Source organism: Actinoplanes italicus, assembly GCF_003001815.1.
Classification (GTDB): Bacteria; Actinomycetota; Actinomycetes; order Mycobacteriales; family Micromonosporaceae; genus Actinoplanes; species Actinoplanes italicus.
This window is the reverse complement of the sequence record NZ_PVMZ01000011.1, coordinates 102,686-125,505: the sequence shown is the minus strand read 5'-3', so window position 1 is coordinate 125,505 and position 22,820 is coordinate 102,686. Positions and strand designations below refer to the sequence as shown.

Sequence of the window (22,820 nt, the reverse complement as noted above, 5' to 3'; positions counted from 1 at the left end):
GCGGAATCATGGCGGCACGTCACGTTCCGGGGAATGCTGGGCGTGAGAAAGCTGTGAGATCGACCGGCCGTGGGATTGAGGAGCTGCTGTGGAGACCGACCTTTTCATCGCCGGCAAGTGGGTGCCTGCTTCGTCGGGGAATCGGTTCGACGTGCTGGACCCGGCGACCGGCGACACGATCGCCACGGTCGCCGACGGCGGGGAGGCGGACGCGATCGCCGCGGTGGAGGCGGCGGCAGCGGCGGGCCCGGGATGGGCGGCGACGCCTCCGCGGGTACGGTCGGAGGTGCTCCGCAAGGCGTTCGAGCTGATGACCGAGCGCGCCTCCGAGCTGGCGAAACTGATCAGCCTGGAGAACGGCAAGGCACTCACCGACGCCAAGGGTGAGGTGACGTACGCCGCCGAGTTCTTCCGCTGGTTCGCCGAGGAGGCGGTCCGTGGCGAGGGTGCGGTCGCGACGGCCCCGTCGGGCGCCAACCGGATCCTGGTCGTACGGCAGCCGGTCGGCGTGTGTGTGCTGGTGACGCCCTGGAACTTCCCGGCCGCGATGGCCACCCGCAAGATCGGTCCGGCGCTGGCGGCCGGTTGCACGGTCGTGCTCAAGCCGGCCAGCGACACGCCGCTGACCGCGCTGGCGATGGCCGCGATCCTGGCCGAGGCCGGCGTCCCCGAGGGCGTGGTGAACGTGCTGCCGTCGCGCAGCTCGGGCAAGGTCGTCTCGGCGATGCTGCGTGACGCCCGGGTTCGCAAGCTGTCGTTCACCGGTTCGACCGAGGTGGGCCGGATCCTGCTGGCCCAGGCCGCCGAGAACGTCGTCAACACGTCGATGGAGCTGGGCGGCAACGCCCCGTTCGTGGTGTTCGCCGACGCCGACCTCGACGCCGCGGTGGACGGCGCGATGATCGCGAAGATGCGCAACGGCGGTGAGGCGTGCACGGCCGCGAACCGGTTCTTCGTCGAGGCGCCGGTCGCCGCGGAGTTCTCCCGCAAGCTGGCGCAGCGCATGTCGGCGCTGGTCGTCGGGCCGGGAACGGACGAGAAGACGCAGGTCGGGCCGCTCGTCAACGAGGACACCGTGGCGAAGGTGGACAGCCTGGTGAAGGGCGCGCTGGACGGTGGCGCCGAGGCGGTCACCGGTGGCAGCCGCCCGGACGGGCCGGGCTTCTACTACCCGCCGACGGTGCTGACCGGGGTGCCCGCTGACGCGCCGATCCTGCGGGAGGAGATCTTCGGGCCGGTGGCGCCGATCGTGACGTTCACCGGCGAGGACGAGGCGGTCCGGCTGGCCAACGACACCGAGTACGGCCTGGTCGCGTACGTCTACACGCAGGATCTCGCGCGTGGACTGCGGGTGAGCGAGGCGATCGAGGCCGGCATGGTCGGCATCAACCGCGGGCTGGTCAGTGACCCGGCGGCGCCGTTCGGCGGGGTGAAGCAGAGCGGCATCGGCCGGGAGGGCGGCCACGACGGGCTGCTCGAGTACCTGGAGAGCAAGTACATCGCGGTGAACTGGTAGGGCGGTGAATAGGTAGGGCGGTGAATAGGTAGGGCGGTGAATAGGTAGGGCGGTGAATAGGTAGGGCAGTGAACTGGTAGGGCGGTGAATTAGGTAGGGCAGTGATCAGGCAGGATCGGCCCGTCAGCCTGTGATCGTCTTCCGCATGCGGACGAGCGGGACAGACGCGCCACCGCGATCGTCCTGAAGCTCCTCGACCACGACGAACCCGGCCGCGGCGTAGAGCGGCTGTCCGGACATGGTGCCCATGAGTTCCAGAGTCCGGAAGCCCTCTGCCGCGGCGGCCTCCTCGCAGGCGGTGAGGATCATCCGGCCGATGCCCCGGCGCGTGTGGGCCGGGTCGGTGTACATGGCGCGGACCCTCGCCGGGTCCTTCGCCGGGTCCAGCAGCGCCGCGTCGCGCCCCGCGGTGTGGTCGCCGCCGTAGAGGGTGGCCCGCCGGCTCCACCCACCGCATCCACGAACAGATTCACCCCCTACTGCCGTGCTCTCCGCCACCGTGGAACTCTCCACCACCGCGAAATAGGTGCCGTCATCGATGAGCTGGGTGTCCAGACCCATGATCGCGGCACTGGCGGCGATCTGCTCCTCGGTGAGGAACTCCTTCTGCAGCTCCGCGATGGCGGCTGTCATCAACTTCCGCAGGGCGGGCATGTCGTCGTGGGTGGCGAGACGGACGGTCAGCGTCATGCGCCCATTCTGGTCACTCCTCCTCAAGTCGCGGATGTGCCGGGCCGGACTTAACGTCATTGATGCAACCCAATTGATGCAACCCATCTGTGAACCGGGGGTGACATCTCGTGACGACGACGTCGGGATGGATGAGGTCGGGGTGGATCAAGTCGGGATGGAACAAGTCGGGGTGGATGACCGCGGCGGCGGCCCTGCTGCTGGTAGGCGGGCTGGCCGGATGCGGCGGTGACGCCGACAGCCATCCGGAGGGCGAGACCCTCACGGTCTGGAGCCTGGAGAACCTGACCGACCGGGTGCAGGCGAGCCAGAAGATCATCGACCGGTTCACGGCGGCCACCGGCATCCAGGTCAAGCTGGTCGCGACCGACGAGAACCAGTTCAGCAGCCTGATCACCAACGCCGCGGCGGCCGGCACGCTGCCCGACGTGGTCGGCGCGCTGCCCCTGGCCGCGGTTGCACAGATGCACACCAACGAGCTGGTCGACACCGACGCCGCCAAGGCCGTTGTCGATCAGCTCGGCGCCGGCGGGTTCTCCGCCCGGGCGCTGGAGCTGACCAGCCAGGACGGCGCGCAGCTGGCCGTGCCGTCGGACGGCTGGGCTCAGCTGCTCTTCTACCGCAAGGACCTGTTCCAGGCCGCCGGCCTGGCGATTCCGGAGACGTACGACGCGATCCGCGCCGCCGCGCAGAAGCTGAACAGCAAGGACGTCGCCGGGATCACTCTCGCGACGGTCGGCAACGACGCCTTCACCCAGCAGACGTTCGAGAACCTGGCGCTCGGCAACGGCTGCCAGCTGGTCGACGACGCCAAGGCCGTTCAGCTGCAGTCGCCGGCCTGCGTGGAGACGTTCCAGCTCTACGCCGACCTGGTCCGCAACTGGTCGGTGCCGGGAGCACAGGACGTCGACACCACCCGGGCCACGTACTTCTCCGGCAAGGCGGCCATGGTCATCTGGTCGTCGTTCCTGCTGGACGAGCTGGCCGGGCTCCGCAACGACGCCCTGCCGACCTGTCCGCAGTGCGGGTCCGACCCGCAGTGGCTGGCCAAGAACACCGGCGTGGTCACCGCGATCTCCGGGGCAGGCGGGCAACCCGCGCAGTACGGCGAGATCACCAGCTGGGCCATCACCCGGGACACTCCGCGCTCGGACGCCGCCCAGCGGTTCGTGGCGTACATGATGAACGAGGGGTATGCCGACTGGCTCGGCATCGCACCGGAGGGCAAGATCCCGGTACGGGCCGGTGTGGCCGACTGGAACAAGCTGCCGGCCGGCGTGGACACCAAGAAGCCGCTCGCCGAGATCTACCCGGCGGAGTTCCTCACGGCGCTCCAGGAGAGCCCGGGCACGTTCCAGCGCTGGGGATTCCCGCAGAAGCAGGGTGAGCTGGTCGGGGCCACGCTCGGAGAGTTGCCGGTGCCCGAGGCGATCAACGGTCTGGCGAACGGTGAGATGGACGCCGCCGGAGCGGCGAAACGTGCCGCCGAGGACGTCGCGGCGATCCAGAAGTCCCTGGAGTGAGCCGGGCAGTGAGCGGGACGACGAGCCGGGAAACGAGCCCGGAAACGAGCCGGGGAGCGAGACGTCAGCTGACGGCCCGGCAGCGGGAGAACCGGGCCGGGCTCGCCTACCTGTCGCCGACGCTGGTGGTCGTGCTGGTCGTCGTGGTGCTGCCGATCCTCTGGACGGTCATGCTGGCCTTCCAGCGGATCCGGCTGATCAATCTGCGCCGGGCCGGGGTCTTCGGCGAGTACACGCTGGCCAACCTCGAGACGGTACTGACCTCACCGGGGTTCTGGTCGTCGCTGTGGACCACTCTCGTCTACACGGTCGGCTCGACCGTCGGCTCGATCGTGCTCGGGCTGGTCGCGGCGCTCGCTCTGCGTGGCCGTTTCCGTGGCCGGACGCTGGTCCGGGCGTCGGTGCTGCTGCCGTACGTGGCTCCGGTCGTGGCCGTGGCGTTCGTCTGGAACGTGCTGCTCAGCCCGCAGTTCGGGCTGGTCAACGACTGGGGTGTGCGGTTCCTCGACTGGGACCGTCCGATCGCCTTCCTCAGCCAGAGCGAATACGCGCTGCTCACCGTGATCGCGTTCGAGACGTGGCGGTACTTCCCGTTCGCGTTCCTGTTCCTGCTGGCCCGGCTGCAGGCGGTGCCGGCCGATCTGGAGGAGGCCGCGCGTGTGGACGGCGCCGCGCCCACCCAGATCTTCCGGCACATCCTGCTGCCGCAGCTGGGTGCGGTGATCGCCCTGCTCAGCGTGCTGCGGTTCATCATGACGTTCAACAAGTTCGACGACGTCTATCTGCTGACCGGCGGCGGCTCCGGTACCGAGGTGGTCAGCGTCCGGGTGTACGAGTTCCTCACCGCCCGCTTCGACATCGGTGCCGCGGCCGCGCAGGCGCTCGTCCTGGCCGCCGGACTGGTCGTGCTGCTCGCCATCTATCTGCGGTTTCTGGCACCCAAGGTGGACCCCAGGGAGGAGGAATGATGGATCGGGCGAGCATCGAGACCCGCGCCATCCGGGTTCTGCGGCCCATCGTGATCACGGTGCTCGCGGTGATCACGCTCTTCCCGTTCCTGTACATGCTGATGCTGTCGGTGCGCCCCATCGAGGACCTGCTCCAGAATCCGGGCCGGCTGTGGATCGATCCGTCAGAGTGGACCCTGCGGACCTATCGCGAGGTGCTCGACCCGGCCGAGGACGGCGGGCAGGGCTTCCTGCGTTTCCTGACGAACTCGGCGATCGTGTCGGTGGCGGCGACGGCCTTCACCCTGCTGGTGTCGATTCCCGGGGCGTACGCGGTGGCGCGATTGCGTTTCTTCGGGCGCCGCCAGGTGCATTTCCTGTTCCTGGCGGTCTATCTGTTCCCGTCGATCCTGCTCGCGATCCCGCTGTTCGTGCTGTTCACCCGGCTCGGACTGCGGGGCTCGCTGGCCGGTCTGACCCTGGTGTACATCGCGCAGACCGTGCCGGTCTCGATCTACATGCTGCGCAACTACCTCACCACGATCCCGGAGAGTCTGGAGGAGGCCGCCGCGGTCGACGGCTACAGCCGCCTGCAGACCCTGCGGAAGGTGGTGCTGCCGCTCGCCGCGCCGGCGGTGATGGCGAACGCCCTCTATGTCTTCATGATCGCCTGGAACGAATTCCTGTTCGCGTTGCTGTTTCTCGTGGAAGATCGAGCCGATTGGACCGTCTCGCTCGGCTTGGCGCAGCTCTCCGGCGGCATCGAGGTCAGCAAAACCGTCCTGATGGCCGGTTCCGTGGTGCTCACCCTGCCGATTGTGATCCTGTTCTTTGCGGCCGAACGGCTGTTGACCGAGGGCCTTACGGCCGGTGCCGACAAGGGATGACCGGGCAGGTACGGGACGCCGGTGATCGGACGGTGGAGACGGGATGATCGGACAGTAACGTCGTAGCTCTGAGCAAAGTTCACAAATACCCAGAGTGATTGTTGGCAGTCGGCCTGTAGAGATGAATAATCTTGTTCTCCGGCCCCCACCCGATGATGATCACGTTGTGCGCTGACCGATACTTTGGCGGACCGTTCCCAGCGCCCACCGCACCTCGGGAAACCCTGAGAGGACACAGATCGCATGCGCAAGTCTTTGCTCGCCCTGGTCGCCGCCGGCCTGCTGACGACTGCCACGCTCACAGGCTGTGATGACGGGGGCGACACCGGTGACACCGGCAGCGACAGCGCGAGGACTTCGAACGGTGGGAGCGAGACCATCTCCGGTGACGTCGGTATCGGTGTGATCCTGCCCGACACCAAGAGTTCTGCGCGGTGGAGCACATCCGACCCCACCTTCCTGCAGGCGGCTTTCGAGAAGGCCAACGTCAAGGCCGAGATCGTCAACGCCGAAGGCGACAAGGAAGAGTTCAAGAAGCTCGCCGACACCCTGCTCGACAAGGGCGCCAAGGTGCTCGTCATCGCCAACCTGGACGCGGCCAGCGGCAAGGCCGTCATCCAGGACGCACGCAGCCGCAACGTCCCGGTCATCGACTACGACCGGCTGACCCTCAACGGCGGCGCCGACTATTACGTCAGCTTCGACAACGAGAGGGTCGGCTTCCTGCAGGCGACCGAGCTCAAGAAGTGCCTGGACGCCAAGAACGTCGCCAACCCGGTCGTCGCCTCACTCAACGGCTCGCCCACCGACAACAACGCCTTCCTGTTCAAGGAGGGCTACGACGGCGTGCTGAACCAGATGTTCAACGACGGCCAGCTCCAGAAGGGCCCCGACCAGTTCGTGGCCGAGTGGGACAACGACACGGGCCGCGAGATCTTCTCGCTGATGCTCAAGCAGTACCCGAACCTGGACGGCGTGCTGGCCGCCAACGACGGTCTCGGCAACGCGGCCATCGAGGTGCTGCGGGAGAAGAAGCTCAACGGCAAGGTCCAGGTCACGGGTCAGGACGCGACCGTCGAGGGCCTGCAGAACATCCTCGCCGGCGACCAGTGCATGACGGTGTTCAAGGACGTGAAGCTCGAGGCGGACGCCGCCGCTGAGCTGGCCGTCGCTCTGTTCCAGGGCAAGAAGCCGCCGGCTCTGGACAAGCTGAAGGACCCGGAGTCCGGCGCCTACGTCCCGTTCAAGAAGCTGGAGCCGAAGGCGATCACGATCAACAACATCAAGACGGTCGTGGACGCCAAGTTCGTCGACGTCAACACCCTCTGCAACGCGAAGTTCAAGCGCGCCTGCAAGACCGCCGGCGTCATCGACTGACGTCAAGCAGCACTGGATTCAAGCAGCACCGGATTCAAGCAGCACTGGATTCAAGCAGTAGTGAGCAGGGGCCGGCAGGCCCGCCTCAGTCCGCGATCCTGATGCGGACCCGGCGGTTCTGCCGGCCCTTGCTCTCCACCTTGACGACCTCGACCCGGCCGACCTGCGCGGTCGAAGCCACGTGGGTGCCGCCGTCGGCCTGCACGTCCAGGCCCACGATGTCGATCACCCGGATCTCCGGCTGGTCCAGCGGCGGCAGCGCGTCCTGGGTGCGCACCAACGTGGGGATCTCCAGCGCCTCGGCGCGCGGTAGCACCCGGGCCACGATCTTGCGGTCCGCGGCGATCTCCGCGTTGACCGCCTCCTCCAGCGCCACCTTGAAGCCGGGCGGCACCTCGGGCAGGTTGAAGTCCATCCGGGCTTCGCCCGGCTGCATGTTTCCGCCGGTCACCAGTGCGCCGAAGTCACGGAACACGGTGCCACAGAGAATATGCAGACCCGAGTGGGTACGCATCAAACTGTTCCGCCGGTCGTCGTCGAGCGCGCCCCGCACCGTCGTCCCGGCCGCCGGCACCGGATCGCCCGGCGCCGGGATCAGGTAGTGCTCGTCGCCCTTGCGGGTGTCGACGATGCGGGTGCGCACGCCCTCCCAGAGCAGGACTCCGTGGTCCGGCGGCTGCCCGCCGCCACCCGGGTAGAAGGCGGACCGGTCGAGCACGATGCCCGCCTCCGGATCGCCCGGATCGGACCACACCACGGTGCAGTCCCATTCACGAACGGTCGGGTCGATCCAGTCCAGGCGTTCCGTCACGAACCGAACTCTAACCCCGGTGACCCGAACCGCTCGGCATTGAACAGCTCAGGACTGAGTTGCACTGCTCAGGACTGAGTTGCACTGCTCAGGACTGAGTTGCACTGCTCAGGACCACGAGGCGGCTCGTCGCCCGTGTCATCGCCACGTACCGGTCGACGGCGCCCTCGACGCCGTCCCCGAACGAGTCCGGGTCGATCAGCGCCACGAGGTCGAACTCGAGCCCCTTGGCCAGCGACGGCGTCAGCGACCGCACCCGGTCCCGCGCCGGGACCGGGACCGAACCATCGCTGATCACACAGGCGGTGCCCTCGGCATGGGTGGCCAGCCACGACTCCAGGATCGTGTCCAGCTCCGCGACCGAGCCGTGGTGCACCGGGATACCGCTGCTGCGGATCGACACCGGCACGTTGGCGTCCGGCAGCGCGGCCCGGATGACCGGCTCGGCCGCCGCCATGACCTCTTCGGGCGTCCGATAGTTCACGGTCAGCCGGGACAGTGTGATCCGGTCCAGTCCGACCCGTTCCAGGCGCTCCTGCCAGGACTCGCTGAACCCGTGCCGGGCCTGAGCGCGATCTCCGACCACGGTCAGGCTGCGCGACGGGCAGCGTGACAGCAGCATCTGCCACTCCGCATCGGTCAACTCCTGTGCCTCGTCCACCACCACGTGCGCGAACGGCCCCGCCAGCAGGTCCGGGTCGGCGGAGGCGAGCGCGCTGCCCTCGGCGAGCACCTCCCGCAGGTCCTGCTGGCGCAGCATCGTCATCAGGCCCTCACCGTCGTCGTACTCGTTGGAGGCGATCAGGTCGTCGACGACCCGGTCCATCTCCCGCCGGCCGGCCACGACGGCCGCCCGCTCCCGGCGCCGCCGTTCGGACGCCGACGAATCACCGAGCCGCTGCCGCAGCGCGTCCAGCAGGGGCAGGTCGGACACGGTCCAGGCCCGCGGGTAGGGCCGCTGCAGCCGCCGGATGTCGTCGATACTCAGCCAGGGCGCGCATCTGCGGAGGTAGGCGGGCACCGACCAGAGGTCGGCGACCAGGTCGGCAGCCTCGAGCAGGGGCCAGGACCGATTCAGGGCGGTACGCAGCTCGGAGCTCCGGCCCAGTTCGGACTCGCTGACGCCGGACCGCTCGGCGAGAATGGCGAGCAGTTCCTCCCAGATCTGGTCGCGGGCCTCGTTGTGAGGAGTGCCGGGGTCCGGGGCCTCGAACGCCGCCGCCCAGTCGCGCGCGGTCACCCGTACGTCCCCCTCGTCGGTGTCGATCGTCATGCCGTTGGCCGGGGGCTCCTCGTAGAACCGCACCGCCGTCTCCATCGCCCGGACCAGCTCGGCCGACGACTTGAGCCGTGCCACCTCGGGGTCGGTCTCGTGGGCCGCGGCGGCGCCCTCCGGAACGAGGTCGCGCACCGTGCAGGTCTGCACGTCGTCCTCACCGAGATTCGGTAGTACGTCGGCCACGTACGCCAGATAGGGCTCGTGCGGCCCGACGAACAGCACGCCGCCGCGGCCCCGGCCCAGCCGGGGGTCGGAATAGCGCAGGTACGCCGTGCGGTGCAGCGCCACCACCGTCTTGCCGGTGCCGGGTCCGCCGTCGACCACCAGTACCCCGGCCGACCCGGCCCGGATGATCGCGTCCTGGTCGGCCTGGATGGTGCCGAGCACGTCCCGCATCCGCGGCGACCGGCTGCTGCCCAGGCTCGCGATGAATGCCGACTGGTCGTCGAGCGCCGCTTTACCGCGCGCCTCGATGCCGGCCTCACTGAACACCTCGTCCCAGTAGTCGGTGACCCGGCCGTCCGCCCATCGGTAACGGCGGCGGCTCACCAGACCCATCGGGTTGGCGTGAGTGGCGCCGAAGAACGGCTCCGCAGCCGGTGAGCGCCAGTCGACCAGCAGACGGTCGCCCTCATGACCGGTCACGCCGTCACCGGTCACGCCGTCACCGGTCACGCCATCACCGGTCACGCCGCCACCGGTCACGCCGCCACCCGTCACGCCATTGCCGGTCAGACCCAGCCGGCCCACGTACACGGTGCGGCCGTCCGTGTAGACCATGCGGCCCAGGCACAGATCGAGGCTGTACCGGCGCAGCGCACGCAGCCGTGAGCTCAGCCGGCGGACCGCGTCGTCCCGGTCCACCGCCTGGCGGCCCCTGCCGGCCGGCGCCCGCCGCTCGGCGTCGAGGCTGGCGGTCAGGTCGGCGATCGACCGTTCAAGGCTCCCGGCGATGGTCGTGAAGTGTTCGTCGTCCGCGGCGATCAACGCGGGATCAGCCTTGGCGGCGAGCCGCTCGGGAAGATCGAAAACGCTGGTGATGGGCAGGTTCAAGGTTTCCCCGTTCCGCAGATCTCGGACACCCGGATGGGTTCGAGCGATGATTCTGCGCCGGGAATGGGGTCTTGCGGCAAGCCCCGGGTCGTGCTATAGCTTAGAAGTGGCGGAGGGAAGTAGTTCCCGATCCGCCCTTTTTATTGCCCGGGCTCGATGGCGCCGCCCTCTGGGAGCGCGTCACCCAGGGGCGTCCGGCGGTACAACACCGACCGCCCCCGAGCGCGCCCACGCGATCCGCCCCGACCGCAGCAGCGGCCACACGGCACAGCCGGACAATCGACGCCGGTCAGGCTAGGAGCTCGCGGACCCGGGGGACGACCTTCGTGGCGTACAACTCGATGCAGGTCGTCAGGTGCTCGGCCGGGAGCGGGCCGTGCGAGTACTTCAGGTCGAAGCGGTCGATCTCCAGCGCCTTGACGGTCGCGGCGATCTTCTGGGCGACCGTCTCGGGGGAGCCGACGTGCCAGGCGCCGTCGGTGACGTCGGCTTCGAAGCGGGCACGGGTGGCGGGCGGCCAGCCCCGCTCGCGGCCGATGCGGTCCAGGTTGCGGCGGGCGTGCGGCCACAGGATGTCGACGGCCTGCTGATCGGTCTCGGCCACGAAGCCGGGGCAGTGGACGCCGATCGGCTGCGGCTGCTGGTCGAGCTCCTTGAGCGCGCGACGGTACAGCTCGGTGTACGGGGCGAACCGGGCCGGGGCGCCGCCGATGATCGCCAGCACCAGCGGCAGGCCGTACTGGGCGGCGCGGACCACCGACTCGGGGCTGCCGCCCACGCCGATCCACGTGCGGATGCCGCCGGACTCGGTCTTCGGGTAGACCTGCTGGTCGCGCAGCGGCGGGCGGATCGAGCCCTCCCACGTGACCGGGCCCTCGGACAGCAGCTCGGACATCAGGTCCAGCTTCTCGGCGAACAGGCGCTCGTAGTCGGCCAGGTCGTATCCGAACAGCGGGAACGACTCGGTGAACGAGCCGCGGCCGAGAATGATCTCGGCCCGGCCGCGGGAGACGGCGTCGAGTGTGGCGAAGCGCTCGAAGACCCGTACCGGATCATCGGAACTCAAGACCGTGACCGCCGTGCCGAGCCGGATCCGCTCGGTGCGCGCGGCGATCGCCGCCAGCACGATCTCCGGTGAGCTGATCGCGTAGTCGTCGCGGTGATGCTCGCCGACGCCGAAGAAGTCGAGGCCGAGCCGGTCGGCGAGCACACCCTGCTCGACGACGTCCCGGATCACCTCCGCATACGGCTTGCCGTTGACGTCACCGAACGTGTCGAGCCCGAATTCCACGGCCCGATCTTAGCGGCGGCCTTTCAGGCGCCGGCCCATCTCCTTGGCGATCTCCTTCTTGGCATCGCGCTCGGCCATCACTTGCCTTTTATCGTACGATTTGAGGCCCCTGGCCAAGCCGAGCTCGATCTTGGCCCAACCGTCCTTGAAGTACAGCGACAGCGGCACGAGCGTCAGACCCGAGCCGTCCCGCAGCTGGTTGAGGATCTTGACGATCTCGACCTTGTGCAGCAGCAGCTTGCGGGTGCGGCGCGGGGCGTGGTTCGTCCACGAGCCGAACCCGTACTCCGCGATGTGCAGCCCGTAGAGCATGATCTCGCCCTCGTGCTCCTGCGCGAACGTGTCCACCAGCGAGGCCCGGCCCAGCCGCAGCGACTTCACCTCGGTGCCGGCCAGCACGAGACCCGCCTCATAGGTCTTCAGGATCGCGTAGTCGTGCCGCGCCTTCTTGTTCGACGCGATCAGCTTGACGCCCGTCTCTCTGGGCATGTCACCCCCTAGGCTTCTGGATCCAGGTCGTTCAGATCGGCGGGGATCGTGCGGCGCATCGAGTACGTCACGCTGCTCAGCCGATGCGGCTCGTCCTTCACATGGATGACGGCCCGGTCGTAGGCCTGCCAGCCGGCCTGCCCGGCCCGGTTCAGATGCCGCAGGTCGTCGAAGCGCTCATCGGTGCCCCAGCGCAGCACGCCGCCGGGGTGATGAAACGTCGCGGTCCAGTCCATGAAGCGGTCGGCGCCGAGCGTGCCCGCCGCGCGGTATTCGAGCCGCGCGTATTCCCAGTTGTCCACGCCGGTGATTATGCCGCCCGATTCGACCTATTGCGGTTCGGAGATGACCGTAAGTCCGCCGAGATGCCGAAACCCCCGAGTCACCAGGTCTTTCAGCACGGGTTGGCAGACGTCGGCGAGTCGCTTCGGATAGAGGCACGACCTGCCCGTCCGGTGAGAGCCGAGCCGGCTCGTCTTCGGCTCCGCCATCACGCCGGCGTAGGCTCCCGCGTCATGAGTGGCGACGGGGTGCTGCGACATCAACCTCTGCACGACGGTTTCGTGGCGGCGGAGGGTCAGCGCGAGGGGATCGCCGAGGCGATCGACCGGCACATCGAGCAGTTCTTCGGACCCGTCGACTTCGTCTACCACGAGTTCGGCTCCCACCTGGTCAGCGTGCACGTCTACGTCATCGAGCCGACGGAGGCGCGGCCCTTCCGGACGCTGATCACCTCCGGGATGAGCGAACTGCCGATGACGGTGCCGGAGGGCATCAGCCCGTACGCCGAGGTCATGCTCTGCCTGCCCGCCGACTGGCCGCTCGAGGAGTTCTACCCCCGCAACCCCGGCGTCGACTGGCCGATCACGGTGCTCAAGCAGGTGGCGCGGCTGCCGCACGAGTACGGCACGTGGATCGGCGAATGGCACTCGCTGCCGAACGGGGACCCGGCCGAGCCGTACGCGCCGGGCACGCCGTTCGCCGGGGCCGTCATCACACCGATGCTGCGGGTGCCCGCCGAGGCCCGGATCATCACGGCTCCCGACGGTACGGAGATCAACGTGCTCGCGGTGATCCCGCTGCACCCGGACGAGGTCGCCGTGAAGATCGAGAGGGGCACCGACGCGCTGATCGAGATCCTCGACCGCGGGCGGGTGACCGAACTGCTCGACCCGGCGCGGCCGTCCTTCGCCGTGATTCGATAGGCCGTGATTCGGTAGGCCGTGACTCGATAGGGGCCTTGACTCGATAGGGGCCATGACTCGATAGGGCCGTGGTCCGGTAGGCCGTGGTTCGATAGGGCGACGGCACCCGGAGGAGGCGCGATGATCTTCATTACCGCGAAATTCCTGATCAAGCCGGAGCACGCGGAGGACTGGCCGCGTATCGCCGGCCCGTTCACCGAGGCGACGCGCGCCGAACCCGGCTGCCTCTGGTTCGACTGGTCCCGCAGCCTCGACAACCCGGCGGAGTACGTCCTGGTCGAAGCGTTCCGCGACGGCGAGGCGGGTGGGGCACACGTCGGATCGGACCACTTCAAACAGGCTCAGCAGGAGTTGCCGCAGTACCTGGTCGCCACCCCGAAGATCATCAGCCAGTCGATCGACCAGTCCGGCTGGTCCGAACTCGGTGAGATGGCCGTCGACCGCTGACCGGCTCGTCGCTGCCGCCGCCCGCCCGTGACCGACCCCGCGCCCGGACCGGGTCGGACCGGACCGGGTCGGGCCGGGCCGGGCCGGACACTCGCCGGTCGAACCCGATCGGCGCGTGTCCGTCGGCTCGCGTCCGGGCGGTAGCCGCCGGCCTCGTATTCGCGAACGAGTTCGGCGAGATCCTCGAAGGTCTCGCCCCGCCACAGCTCACCGAACTTGTCGGTCGCCACACCTCCCATTCTCGTCCAGCCGCCGACTCTCCAGTTGTCGCGCACCGCTGTCTCGGGGTGTGTTGAGGCAGCGGTGCGCGACAGCCGGGTCGTACGCCATCACGCAGAGCGGTCAGGTGCGGGCGGTCAGGTGCGGGTGGTCAGGTGCGGGCGGTCAGTCGAGGGCGGCCTGGACGGCGGGCAGCCAGCGGGCGGCGATCTTCACATTGCCGGCGTCGTTGGGGTGCACGCCGTCGTAGGTGTCGGTGGTGGTGTTGAAGCCGGTCCACTGGTCGACCACGGTGACCGGGGACGCGGCGGTGCTGAGTGACGCGGCCCAGGCCGGGATCGCGGCGTTCAGGGTGACCACGCGCTGGCCGCAGTCGGTGCAGGTGGACGGGTTCAGCGGGATGATCTGCGCGACGATCACCTTGACCTGCGGGTTCTTGGCGCGCATCTGGCCGATCAGGGTGGTGTAGGCGTTGAGGATCGTGGTGGCCGGGATGTTGCTCCACGCGTCGTTGGTGCCGAAGTGCATCAGGACCACGTCCGGGTCGGCCACGTTGAGCCAGGCCGGGAGCATGTTCTGGCCGGCCACGTTGGTCACCAGGTAACCGCCGTGACCGTCGTGCTCGCCGTCGTAGGGGAAGCCGCAGCCGTCACCGGGCAGCGTGCCGACGAAGTCGACCTCGGCGGCCGGAAGCTGCTGCCAGAGCAGCGCGCGCCAGCAGCCCGGTGAACCGGTGATCGAGTCGCCCAGTGCCATGATCCGCGTCTTGGAGCCGGTGCCGGTGCTGGTGCTCGGCGACGGTGACGGCGACCCGCTGGGCGGTGTGCTGGGTGATGTGCTGGGGACGACGCCGCCGGTGCAGGCGGCGCCGTTGAGCGTGAACGCGGCGGGTACGGGGTTGCTGCCGGTCCACGAGCCGTTGAAGCCGAACGACGCCTTGCCGCCGGTGGCCAGCGACCCGTTCCAGGCGGCGTTGCGGACCGTCACGGTCGAGCCGGACTGGGTCGCCGCGCCGTTCCATAGCTGCGTGATCGTCTGTCCGGCGGGGAACGTGAACACCAACGACCAGTCGGGGAGCGGGTCGCCGAGGTTGGTGACGTCGACGGCCGCGCCGAAGCCGCCGGGCCACTGACTGCTGACGGTGTACTTCACCGAGCAGCCTGCGGCGGCGTTGGCGCTGGTCGCGAGGGCGACCGCGCCGAACGAGAGCAGCGCGGTGACGATGCCGAGGACAGTCCATTTTCGTCTTTGCACGGTTGCCTCCGGGGATGTGCTTGACGGGCGTGCGGGGACAGAGCACGCTGGGAGCGCTCCCAATTAACGCACATCTATGGGACGCGAGAGAATGGAGTTCTGAGAATGGTCACCCGTCGATTCGTCGCCGCCCGGGAGAGGCGCTGGTGCTGGGCGAGACGTGCGGCGCGATGGGATGGGTGCCGCATGGGTCAGCGGCCGTGGTGGAACGGAATCGGCTGCGCGGGGGCGCGGCCATTCCGGATCGGTCGCCGGCCGGGAGAGCGTGGGGAGACTCGGGTACTACGGGACCGGGCTCCCCACGTTCCGGCTGGTCAGGGCGCTGGCTCTCAGGATTCGGGCCCTGGTCAGGATTCGGGCCCTGCTCAGGATTCGAGCCCTGGTCAGGATTCGAGCAGAGCTTCCGTGCCCAGGTTGCGGATCGAGGCGTCGAGGACCTGAGCGGTGTGCGCCAGAGCGATCGACCCGCCCTGGCGGCGGATCCCGGCGGCGACCTGCATGAGGCAGCCCGGATTGGCGGTCACCAGCAGTTCCGCGCCGGTGTCCAGGACGGCCTTCGCCTTGCGGTCACCGAGTTCGGCCGCCGGAGCCGGGTTCAGGACGTTCCACACCCCGGCGGAGCCGCAGCAGATCTCCGCCTCCCGGATCGGACGGACCGTGAGATCCGGGATGCCGGCGAGCAGGGCTCGTGGCTGAGCGCGGACACCCTGCGCGTGCCCGAGATGGCAGGCGTCGTGGTAGGCGACCGTCATCGGCAGCGGATGGCGGCGGGCCACCGGGCCCAGCTCGACGAGCAGTTCGGACAGGTCACGGACTTTCGCGGTGAACGTGGCGGCGCGTTCGGCGTAGCGGGGATCGTCGGCTAGCAGCTCGTCGTACTCCTTCAGCGACGAGCCGCAACCGGCCGCGTTGACCACGAAATAGTCCATGCCGGTGCGTTCGAACGTGTCGATCAGGTTCCGGGCGAACCGCTGCGCCTCGGCCCGGCGCCCGTTGTGCACGCTCAGCGCGCCGCAGCAGCCCTGGCTCGGCGGGATCAGCACCTCACAGCCCTCGGCCGCGAGGATGCGTACCGTCGCCGAATTGACGTCCGGAAAGAACGCCGACTGAACACAACCGGTCAGCATGCCGACCAGGGCGCGCCGATCACCGCGGGCGTGCACTCGCGCCGGCGGCTTCGGCACGGAACGCAGCCGCGGCGCGAGGGAATCCAGGGTGGCGAGGGTCGGCGCGAGGCGGTTCAGCAGGCCGCTGCGGTCCATCAGGTTCTTCAGACCCGTCATGCGGTACGCCCGGAGCGGTCCCCGCAGAAGCCGGAGCCTCCTCGGGTACGGGAAGAGCGCGAAGATCGCCGCCCGCAGGGCCCGATCCCGCGGGCCGCGCGGATGACGGCGCTCCACCTGGGCGCGGGTGTCCTCGATCAGCCGGTCGTAGCGGACGCCGGACGGGCACGCCGTCACGCACGCCATGCAGCCCAGGCAGCGGTCGAAGTGGGTGACCATCGAGTCGCTCAGCGGCTCACCGGACAGTCCCTGCCCGATCAGGTGGATGCGGCCGCGGGGCGAGTCCATCTCCTCGCCCCACAGCACGTACGTGGGGCAGGTGGTCAGACAGAATCCGCAGTGAACACAATCGGACACCAGGTCGGCGCTCGGCGGGTGGTCACCGTCGAACGCGGGCGGCCCCGCGGGTGACGTGGCCCCGTTCTCGGCCGCCCGGAGCGCATCAACCGGCACCCCACCAGCCGGCACCCCACCAGCCGGCACCCCACCAGCAGGCACCGCATCGTCGGGCGGGGTGCCGGTGCCATGGGTGGCGTCGATGTCAGCCATTGCGGAAACCTCCCGGTCGAAGTCCACCCGTGCCGTTCACTCAGATGCCGCCCACGAAACGCCCCGGTGCGAAGCGGTGGTCCGGATCGAACTGGTCCTTCACTCGGCGCATCAGCTCGAGGCCGGGCACGTGCCCCCACATGTCGATCCCGTCCCGGACCGGCTCCGGCGCGGTCAGCACCACCGCATGGCCGCCGCCCGCGGTCGCCGCGGCCCGGAGCAGGCTCACGAGCCGGGTGGCGTCGCCCGCCGGCCCGGGACACCCGGCGTAGAGCACTCCTGTTCCGGCCGAGCCGCGGATGGTCAGGCCCGCTTCGACGGCGGCGGCGACCAGGGTGGGGACGGCGGACAGGACGGACGTCAGCTTCAGGCCGAGGCCGCCGTCCGGCCACGGTGGGGTGTCCCACCAGGACGGAGCCACGTCGGTGACCTCGCCGTCGAGCAGCCTGGCCAGGGCACCGGCCCGGTCACGGACCCCCGCTTCGGTGCCCTCCAGGAGGACCGCGATCTCCGGGTCGCCGCCGGGGACGGCGTTGATCTCGAGAGCGCTCGCCGCGAACTGGCCGGCCAGGACGTCCGCGGCTCGGGTGGGTGGTGCGACGGCCCGTACGAAAGAGGTGGTCAAGGGAACCGGATGCAACCGGAACACGCATTCGGTGATCAGCCCGAGCGTGCCTTGCGATCCGGTGTAGAGCTTGCCCAGGTCGTAACCGGCGACGTTCTTGACCACCTTGCCGCCGGCCTTGGTGATCCGGCCGTCGGGCCGGACGACCGTGATGCCGATGAGCAGGTCGCGGGCGGTGCCGTACCGCAGCCGGCGCGGACCGCTGCCGTTCGCCGCGACCGTGCCGCCCGCCGTCGCCGACGGGGGAGCGTCGAGGGCGAGCTGCTGGCCGGGGAGGCGGTGCAGCTCGGCCATCGGGGTCCCGGCCCGGACCACCGTGATCAGGTCGCCGGCCGCGTGTTCGACGACCCCGGCCAGTCGCCGGGTGTCGATGATCAGGTCCAGTTCGCGGGGCGGCGGACCGTGATGGATCTTCGAGCCACCGCCGCGGATCACCACGGTGAGGTCGCGGGTCTCCGCGATCAGCGCGGCTGCCTCCGCGGTGGTCGCGGGAGCCGCGACGAGGCGGGCGGGCACCCCGCCGACCAGGTCGTCATCGCCGGCCTTGACGGCGAGATCATCCAGAGCGCTCATGGTCTGCCTCCGGCGGCGAGGTGAAGGGGAAGTGGCCGGCGGCGGCCCTGAGGGGGCGCGCCATCAGAAGACCTCCGCCACGTCGGTCTCGTGCAGGGGATGGGCGCCCTGGCGGCGGCCGGGGCGTTCGCCGCACAGGCGAGGCGTGGGGAACACCTTGCCGGGGTTGGCGATGCCGGAAGGGTCGAAGGCGCACCGCACCAGCTGCATCGTGTCGAGGTCGTCGTCGCTGAACATGCGCGGCATGTAGCGGGCCTTGTCGACGCCGACGCCGTGTTCGCCGGTGATCGAGCCGCCGTACTCGATGCACAGGTCGAGGATCGCGCCGGAGACGGTCTCGGCGCGGCCGGCCTCGCCGGGTACGGCGTCGTCGAACAGGACCAGTGGGTGCAGGTTGCCGTCGCCGGCGTGGAAGACGTTCGCGACCCGGACGCCGTGTTCGCCGGCCACCGCGGAGATGCGGCGCAGCACCTCGGGCAGCGCGGTCCGGGGGATCACGCCGTCCTGGACGATGTAGTCGGGACTGATCCGGCCGACCGCGGCGAACGCCGACTTGCGGCCCCGCCAGATCAGCTGCCGTTCGGTGTCGTCGGCCGCGACGCGGGTCTCGAACGCGCCGTTCTCGTCGCAGAGCCGGCTGACCTCGTCGAACTGTGCCGCCACCTCGGCGGCCGGACCGTCGAGCTCGACGATGAGCACGGCGCCCGCGCCCGCCGGATAGCCGCAGTGGACGGCGGCCTCGGCGGCCTCGATGGAGAGCGCGTCCATCATCTCGATCGCGGCCGGCACCACCCCGGCCGCGATGATCGCGGAGGTGGCGGCGCCCGCCTGGTCGGTGCTGCGGAACGCGGCGAGCAGGGTGCGCACGGTCTCCGGAAGCCGGGTCAGCCTGACCGTCACCTCGGTGGCTACGCCGAGGGTGCCCTCCGAGCCGACGAAGGCGCCGAGCAGGTCGTACCCGGGGGTGTCCGGCGCCGCCCCGCCGAGCCGGACCAGGTCGCCGTCAGGTGTGACCACCTGCAGGCCGGTCACGTGATTGGTGGTGAAGCCGTACTTCAGACAGTGCGCGCCGCCGGAGTTCTCGGCGACGTTGCCGCCGATCGAGCAGATCTGCTGACTCGACGGGTCGGGGGCGTAGTAGTAGCCGTGCCCGGTGGCGGCGTGCGTGACGTGCAGGTTGATCACGCCGGGCTGGACCACGGCGCGTTCGTCGGCCGGGTTCAGCGACAGGATCTCGCGCAGCTGGGAGGTGACGATCAGGACGCCGTCGGCGTGCGGCAGCGCCCCGCCGGACAGGCCGGTGCCGGAGCCGCGGGCCACGAACGGGACCTGGGCCTCGGCGCAGGCGCGAACCGTCGCGGCGACCTGGGCAGGGGTCCGCGGCAGAACGACCAGCGCCGGGACGACCTTGTAGTGGGCGAGGCCGTCACACTCGTACGTCCGCAGCTGTTGCCTGTCGGTGATGACCTGGTCGGGGGCCAGCTCGGCACGAAGCCGAGCGGCGATGGCATCGATCCCGGTCATCGGAACCTCCTCGGCGGCGCTGCCCTGCCGTCACCTTAACCCGCGTCACCTCAACCCGCGTCACGCTAACCGCGTCACGCTGGATCCTGGTCGCCGGAAAGGAGCCAGTGCCGTCCCGAGGTCCAGCCGGTCAGCGGCCGCGCCTCGCCGCCGGCCAGCACACTCTGGAGTCCGGCGACCGCCGGGGCGAGCAGGCCGCGTTCGGGGAGCGCGGTCACGAACGGCCCGGCGTCGGTCAGGGACAGGAAGAAGATCATCTGACGCCAGGCGTACGCGATGTCCTTGATCGTCCGCAGCGCGAGCGGCCGTGCCGAGAGCCGTTCGATCGCCGCCCAGCACGCCTCGGCGGCGGCCGTCACGTCGGCCGTCACCCCGGCGCCGGTCACCAGGGTGGCCAGGTTGTGCGTGGTGAGGATCTGCGCCTGTTCGATCACCATCCCGTTTGCCGCCACCGACCTGCCGGGACTCACTCCGGCCCGGGTGCGGCACAGCGCCGCGAAGTCCGGCGAGATCGATGGCCGCTTGCCGACGACGGTGAACCCGGCGAGTGCGGCGTAGTCGATCCGGTAGTACCGCTCGTACAGCGTTCCGGCCAGCAGCTCGCCGGCCCGCTGCGCCGCATACAGGAACTTCGCCGCGAACCGGCCGTCGAAGATGTCCGCGGCCAGTTCCTCCACCCACGGCAGCCCGAGTCCGGCCTCCCTGCTCAGGGTTGTCAGCTCACGGACCATCGGGTTCGGCGGCAGCGTGGCCGGGAACGCGCCCAGCACCAGACCGCCCAGCCGTCGCAGCGCCGCCGAGGCCGCCGCGCGTGAGTCCCCGCCCGGCGCGCGGTGGGCGGCGACCGCCCGTACCCACGGAAGCTCGTCGATCTTGACCTGGCTCTCCAGGCCGGTGAGCAGCAGCGACCGCCGGTTGCGGAACGCCAGGTAGTTGGCCGTCATGAGGGCGCGCAGGTCCGGGTCGGGGTAGGCGGCGCCGACCGCCTGCGCGGTGATCCGCGGCACGAGGGTGGCCAGCACCTCGGCCGAGGGAATCAGACCGGCCGCGACCAGGTCCTCGACCGGGGCCGCGGTGGCCCGGCGCACGACGGCCCGGATCGGGTCCGGAACGGCTCGCCCGCCGACCGGGCCGAGCACGGCCTCCGTGTCGGCGATACCGGTGTGCCGGGGAAGCGCGGCGAGGCGCTCGGCGACGGCCGCCGCGATCACGTGATGCGGCGGCACCGCGGCCTCGGCCGCCTGCCGGGCCCGGAGATCGGAGTGTTCCGTGCCGCCCGGCGTGCCGCGCCGCCGCACCATGGCGTCGACCACGGACTGCGTCAGCCCGCGACGCCACTCCCGCCCGGCGAGCACGTCGCGAATCGCCTCACGCAGCACGGTCAGGTTGGCTCCCGGACGGCTGTGCCGCCTGCTCGGCGGATTTTCCCGGGCCAGCCGCTCATAGTCGTCGAGGAGAGCACGCGCTTCGCGCTTCCAACCATCATCCAGCTGTACGCCGACACGGCCGTCCCGCATCGTGCGGAGCCAGAGTGCCAGCACCCGGTCGGCGTAGAGGTTCCAGACCGTCAGGCTGCCGCGCATCGTCTCGATCCGTGGCTTCGGCCCGCGATCGCGCAGCTTCCCGGCGGTCTCGCCCGCGGTCGCCCGCCAGACGAGCTCCGGAGCGGCGGCCGGTCCCGGTGCGGGCCGCGGGGTGAAGCAGAGCACGCCCGAGTACGGCTGCACCTCGGTGAGCAGGCTCAGCGCTGCCGCCTCGTCTCCGGCGCGCAACAGCCATGCCAGCACCGGGAGCACCGCCTCCTCCGGAAGCGCCTTCTCCTCCCTCAGCGCCTCCTCCCTCAGCGCCTCCTCCGCGCGCCCGATCGTGAAGCGGTCCTCGGCGAGCAGCTCCGCGCGGCGGGCCGGGTCCAGCTGGTGCCGGAAGATCTCGGCACGCGACCGCTCGAGTCCGTGCCGCTCGGCGTACGCCGACTCCGCCTCGGAGAGCGGACCGCTCGCGGCCGCCTTGCCCGTGGCGAATCCGCCGTGGATCACCTCGGGCGTGACCCACACCGGCAGGCCCTTCACCGGGGTCCGTGACCCGATCCGCAGCTTTCCGCGCAGCATCCCGGTGAGCACCGCCCGCCACCGGGCGGCCCGGTCTGCATTTCCGCTCGTCTCGGCCTTCAGTAGCTGCGCGGCCGGGTAGCCGAGCCCGATTCCGTCCCCGTGTTCCGTCATGCCGGCATGGCGGGTCCCGCCCCCGCGCCCTCCCGGTTGGAAGCCGGGCGCTCTGCTGCTGAGCTACATGCCGCTGGTGATGGCTGGAACCATAGCCAGCCGCCCAGGCCCCGGCGAACGGGTTTTCCCGGCATTTCGGAGCCGGCCCGGCGGTCTGGCAGTATGGCCGGATGTTCGTGACCGCGAGACCCGTCCGTGCCGCCCTGGGCGCCGCCTGCGCCCTGGTCATGGCCGCCGGGTGCAGCTCCTCCGACGACTCCGCGCCGGACGGCGGGCTGATCTCCGTGACCACCATGCGGGGCGCGTTCCTGCAGCCCGCCGAGATCGGTCCGGCCTGGGCCGCGCCGCAGGAGAGTGCCGACCCGCAGCAGATGGTCAGCTTCTGCGGTGGCACGAGCACCCCGCCGCAGGCGCCGCCCGGTGCCGAGCTGATCTCGTCGTCGGCGAGCGACGAGGGTGAGAAGGGCGCGCAGACCCTGCAGCAGACGGCGCTGGTCTTCGCCGACGCCGCCAGCGCCGAGGCCGGTCAACTGCTGCTGCGCACGGTGGCCGACCAGTGCGCCAAGTCGTCCGAGGTGCCGGCCACCGTGACGGCCGACCGCAACGAGCCCGCCTACACCGAGACTCTCGAGGTCCGTGACCTGAACGAGGGCGCCTGGAACGGGTTCGTGATCATCCGGAACAAGCTGTACGAGGCCGCGCACCCGGGCACCGCGGAGACCGCCGTCGCCGTGCTGCGCACCCGCAACGTCGTGCTCGTGGACACCTACGCGATCTACCGGCTCGACAACGCGAGCCCCTCGGCCGGCTTCGAGGCCGACTGGAAGCGCCTCGTGGGCTCCGTGGTGCAGCGGGTGAACTGACGGGTAGCCCGGGGCGGCTGACCGGCTGGCTGACCGGGTGGCTGACCGGGTGGGATAGACAGGTTGACGTTCGTCGTCTAATGTTCGCGGTGCGCCGTTGCGAGTTCTTCCCCCGTGGAATTCGCAGCGGCGCCCTTATTTTGTGCCGTGAACCGTGCCGCCACACCCCTCTCGCAACGTGATCAGCGGTCGG

The 22,820-nt window shown here is 70.0% G+C and carries 19 protein-coding genes and 1 tRNA gene; 8 read left to right on the top strand and 12 right to left on the bottom strand.

The genetic code is table 11. The features are described from left to right. The first annotated feature begins 88 nt into the window (after positions 1 to 88). Positions 89 to 1,516, top strand: a complete 1,428-nt coding sequence (locus CLV67_RS26205; protein WP_106322896.1) for an NAD-dependent succinate-semialdehyde dehydrogenase — start codon at positions 89 to 91, stop codon at positions 1,514 to 1,516. 123 nt (positions 1,517 to 1,639) lie between these two features. Here CLV67_RS26205 and CLV67_RS26200 read toward each other — a convergent pair whose 3' ends face one another. Next, a complete protein-coding gene (locus tag CLV67_RS26200) occupies positions 1,640 to 2,206 on the bottom strand; it encodes a GNAT family N-acetyltransferase (protein ID WP_106323208.1) in 567 nt (188 codons plus the stop codon). A 110-nt stretch (positions 2,207 to 2,316) separates the two neighbouring features. On the opposite strand from CLV67_RS26200, the gene CLV67_RS26195 reads away from it, so the two are divergent. The 4 genes from CLV67_RS26195 to CLV67_RS26180 all read left to right on the top strand — a co-directional run bounded on the left by CLV67_RS26195 (position 2,317) and on the right by CLV67_RS26180 (position 6,940). Further along, on the top strand, positions 2,317 to 3,729 hold the full coding sequence (locus CLV67_RS26195) for an ABC transporter substrate-binding protein (RefSeq protein ID WP_239166533.1): 1,413 nt from the start codon (positions 2,317 to 2,319) through the stop codon (positions 3,727 to 3,729). 8 nt (positions 3,730 to 3,737) lie between these two features. Continuing rightward, positions 3,738 to 4,697 (top strand): carbohydrate ABC transporter permease, encoded by a 960-nt coding sequence (locus CLV67_RS26190; protein WP_106322894.1) that lies wholly within the window; start codon positions 3,738 to 3,740, stop codon positions 4,695 to 4,697. Further along, entirely contained in the window at positions 4,694 to 5,563 is an 870-nt protein-coding gene (locus CLV67_RS26185; RefSeq protein ID WP_239166534.1) for a carbohydrate ABC transporter permease, read from the top strand. The genes CLV67_RS26190 and CLV67_RS26185 overlap by 4 nt, the downstream gene beginning before the upstream one ends. 243 nt (positions 5,564 to 5,806) lie before the next feature. Next, positions 5,807 to 6,940, top strand: coding sequence for a sugar ABC transporter substrate-binding protein (locus CLV67_RS26180; protein WP_106322890.1), 1,134 nt, complete (start codon positions 5,807 to 5,809; stop codon positions 6,938 to 6,940). A gap of 85 nt (positions 6,941 to 7,025) precedes the next feature. Here the strand turns inward: CLV67_RS26180 and CLV67_RS26175 are convergent, their stop codons facing one another. From CLV67_RS26175 to CLV67_RS26155, 5 genes are all read right to left on the bottom strand, one after another. Next, a complete protein-coding gene (locus tag CLV67_RS26175) occupies positions 7,026 to 7,751 on the bottom strand; it encodes an alanyl-tRNA editing protein (RefSeq protein WP_106322888.1) in 726 nt (241 codons plus the stop codon). Between the two features lie 88 nt (positions 7,752 to 7,839). Then, complete coding sequence (helR, locus tag CLV67_RS26170) at positions 7,840 to 10,083, bottom strand: RNA polymerase recycling motor ATPase HelR (RefSeq protein ID WP_106322886.1); 2,244 nt, start codon at positions 10,081 to 10,083, stop codon at positions 7,840 to 7,842. Between the two features lie 289 nt (positions 10,084 to 10,372). Further along, positions 10,373 to 11,374 carry an LLM class flavin-dependent oxidoreductase gene (locus tag CLV67_RS26165; protein ID WP_106322885.1) on the bottom strand — a complete coding sequence of 334 codons (1,002 nt, stop codon included), beginning with the start codon at positions 11,372 to 11,374 and terminating at the stop codon, positions 10,373 to 10,375. A gap of 9 nt (positions 11,375 to 11,383) precedes the next feature. Continuing rightward, positions 11,384 to 11,863, bottom strand: coding sequence for an SsrA-binding protein SmpB (gene smpB, locus CLV67_RS26160; RefSeq protein WP_106322883.1), 480 nt, complete (start codon positions 11,861 to 11,863; stop codon positions 11,384 to 11,386). Between the two features lie 8 nt (positions 11,864 to 11,871). Continuing rightward, the gene (locus CLV67_RS26155) at positions 11,872 to 12,165 is read right to left on the bottom strand and encodes a hypothetical protein (RefSeq protein WP_106322881.1); all 294 of its coding nucleotides are present in this window, start codon (positions 12,163 to 12,165) and stop codon (positions 11,872 to 11,874) included. A 213-nt stretch (positions 12,166 to 12,378) separates the two neighbouring features. On the opposite strand from CLV67_RS26155, the gene CLV67_RS26150 reads away from it, so the two are divergent. Both CLV67_RS26150 and CLV67_RS26145 read left to right on the top strand, forming a co-directional pair. Next, positions 12,379 to 13,068 carry a suppressor of fused domain protein gene (locus tag CLV67_RS26150; RefSeq protein WP_106322879.1) on the top strand — a complete coding sequence of 230 codons (690 nt, stop codon included), beginning with the start codon at positions 12,379 to 12,381 and terminating at the stop codon, positions 13,066 to 13,068. A 120-nt stretch (positions 13,069 to 13,188) separates the two neighbouring features. After that, positions 13,189 to 13,515: a putative quinol monooxygenase gene (locus tag CLV67_RS26145; RefSeq protein WP_106322877.1), complete on the top strand. Its 327-nt coding sequence runs from the start codon at positions 13,189 to 13,191 to the stop codon at positions 13,513 to 13,515. A gap of 384 nt (positions 13,516 to 13,899) precedes the next feature. Here the strand turns inward: CLV67_RS26145 and CLV67_RS26140 are convergent, their stop codons facing one another. The 6 genes from CLV67_RS26140 to CLV67_RS26115 all read right to left on the bottom strand — a co-directional run bounded on the left by CLV67_RS26140 (position 13,900) and on the right by CLV67_RS26115 (position 21,837). Then, positions 13,900 to 14,988, bottom strand: coding sequence for a cellulose binding domain-containing protein (locus tag CLV67_RS26140; protein WP_106322875.1), 1,089 nt, complete (start codon positions 14,986 to 14,988; stop codon positions 13,900 to 13,902). 383 nt (positions 14,989 to 15,371) lie between these two features. After that, a complete protein-coding gene (locus tag CLV67_RS26135) occupies positions 15,372 to 16,820 on the bottom strand; it encodes a (Fe-S)-binding protein (RefSeq protein ID WP_106322873.1) in 1,449 nt (482 codons plus the stop codon). A 40-nt stretch (positions 16,821 to 16,860) separates the two neighbouring features. Continuing rightward, entirely contained in the window at positions 16,861 to 18,018 is a 1,158-nt protein-coding gene (locus CLV67_RS26130) for an FAD-binding oxidoreductase (protein WP_106322871.1), read from the bottom strand. Positions 18,019 to 18,081: 63 nt separating this feature from the next. Continuing rightward, the gene (locus tag CLV67_RS26125) at positions 18,082 to 19,542 is read right to left on the bottom strand and encodes an FAD-linked oxidase C-terminal domain-containing protein (RefSeq protein ID WP_106322869.1); all 1,461 of its coding nucleotides are present in this window, start codon (positions 19,540 to 19,542) and stop codon (positions 18,082 to 18,084) included. 74 nt (positions 19,543 to 19,616) lie between these two features. Further along, positions 19,617 to 21,764 (bottom strand): hypothetical protein, encoded by a 2,148-nt coding sequence (locus tag CLV67_RS26120; protein ID WP_203737297.1) that lies wholly within the window; start codon positions 21,762 to 21,764, stop codon positions 19,617 to 19,619. Between the two features lies 1 nt (position 21,765). After that, positions 21,766 to 21,837 (bottom strand) — tRNA-Gly (locus CLV67_RS26115). Between the two features lie 97 nt (positions 21,838 to 21,934). Between CLV67_RS26115 and CLV67_RS26110 the strand changes: the two genes are divergently transcribed. Then, positions 21,935 to 22,627 (top strand): hypothetical protein, encoded by a 693-nt coding sequence (locus CLV67_RS26110; protein ID WP_106322867.1) that lies wholly within the window; start codon positions 21,935 to 21,937, stop codon positions 22,625 to 22,627. Positions 22,628 to 22,820: the final 193 nt, after the last annotated feature.

Coding starts and splice junctions, on each gene's coding strand:
- CLV67_RS26125 (WP_106322869.1), bottom strand. CDS start 19,542: ATGACCGGGATCGATGCCATCGCCGCTCGGCTTCGTGCCGAGCTGGCC.
- CLV67_RS26200 (WP_106323208.1), bottom strand. CDS start 2,206: ATGACGCTGACCGTCCGTCTCGCCACCCACGACGACATGCCCGCCCTG.
- CLV67_RS26110 (WP_106322867.1), top strand. CDS start 21,935: ATGTTCGTGACCGCGAGACCCGTCCGTGCCGCCCTGGGCGCCGCCTGC.
- CLV67_RS26145 (WP_106322877.1), top strand. CDS start 13,189: ATGATCTTCATTACCGCGAAATTCCTGATCAAGCCGGAGCACGCGGAG.
- smpB (WP_106322883.1), bottom strand. CDS start 11,863: ATGCCCAGAGAGACGGGCGTCAAGCTGATCGCGTCGAACAAGAAGGCG.
- CLV67_RS26150 (WP_106322879.1), top strand. CDS start 12,379: ATGAGTGGCGACGGGGTGCTGCGACATCAACCTCTGCACGACGGTTTC.
- CLV67_RS26130 (WP_106322871.1), bottom strand. CDS start 18,018: ATGAGCGCTCTGGATGATCTCGCCGTCAAGGCCGGCGATGACGACCTG.
- CLV67_RS26185 (WP_239166534.1), top strand. CDS start 4,694: ATGATGGATCGGGCGAGCATCGAGACCCGCGCCATCCGGGTTCTGCGG.
- CLV67_RS26135 (WP_106322873.1), bottom strand. CDS start 16,820: ATGGCTGACATCGACGCCACCCATGGCACCGGCACCCCGCCCGACGAT.
- CLV67_RS26180 (WP_106322890.1), top strand. CDS start 5,807: ATGCGCAAGTCTTTGCTCGCCCTGGTCGCCGCCGGCCTGCTGACGACT.
- CLV67_RS26120 (WP_203737297.1), bottom strand. CDS start 21,764: ATGACGGAACACGGGGACGGAATCGGGCTCGGCTACCCGGCCGCGCAG.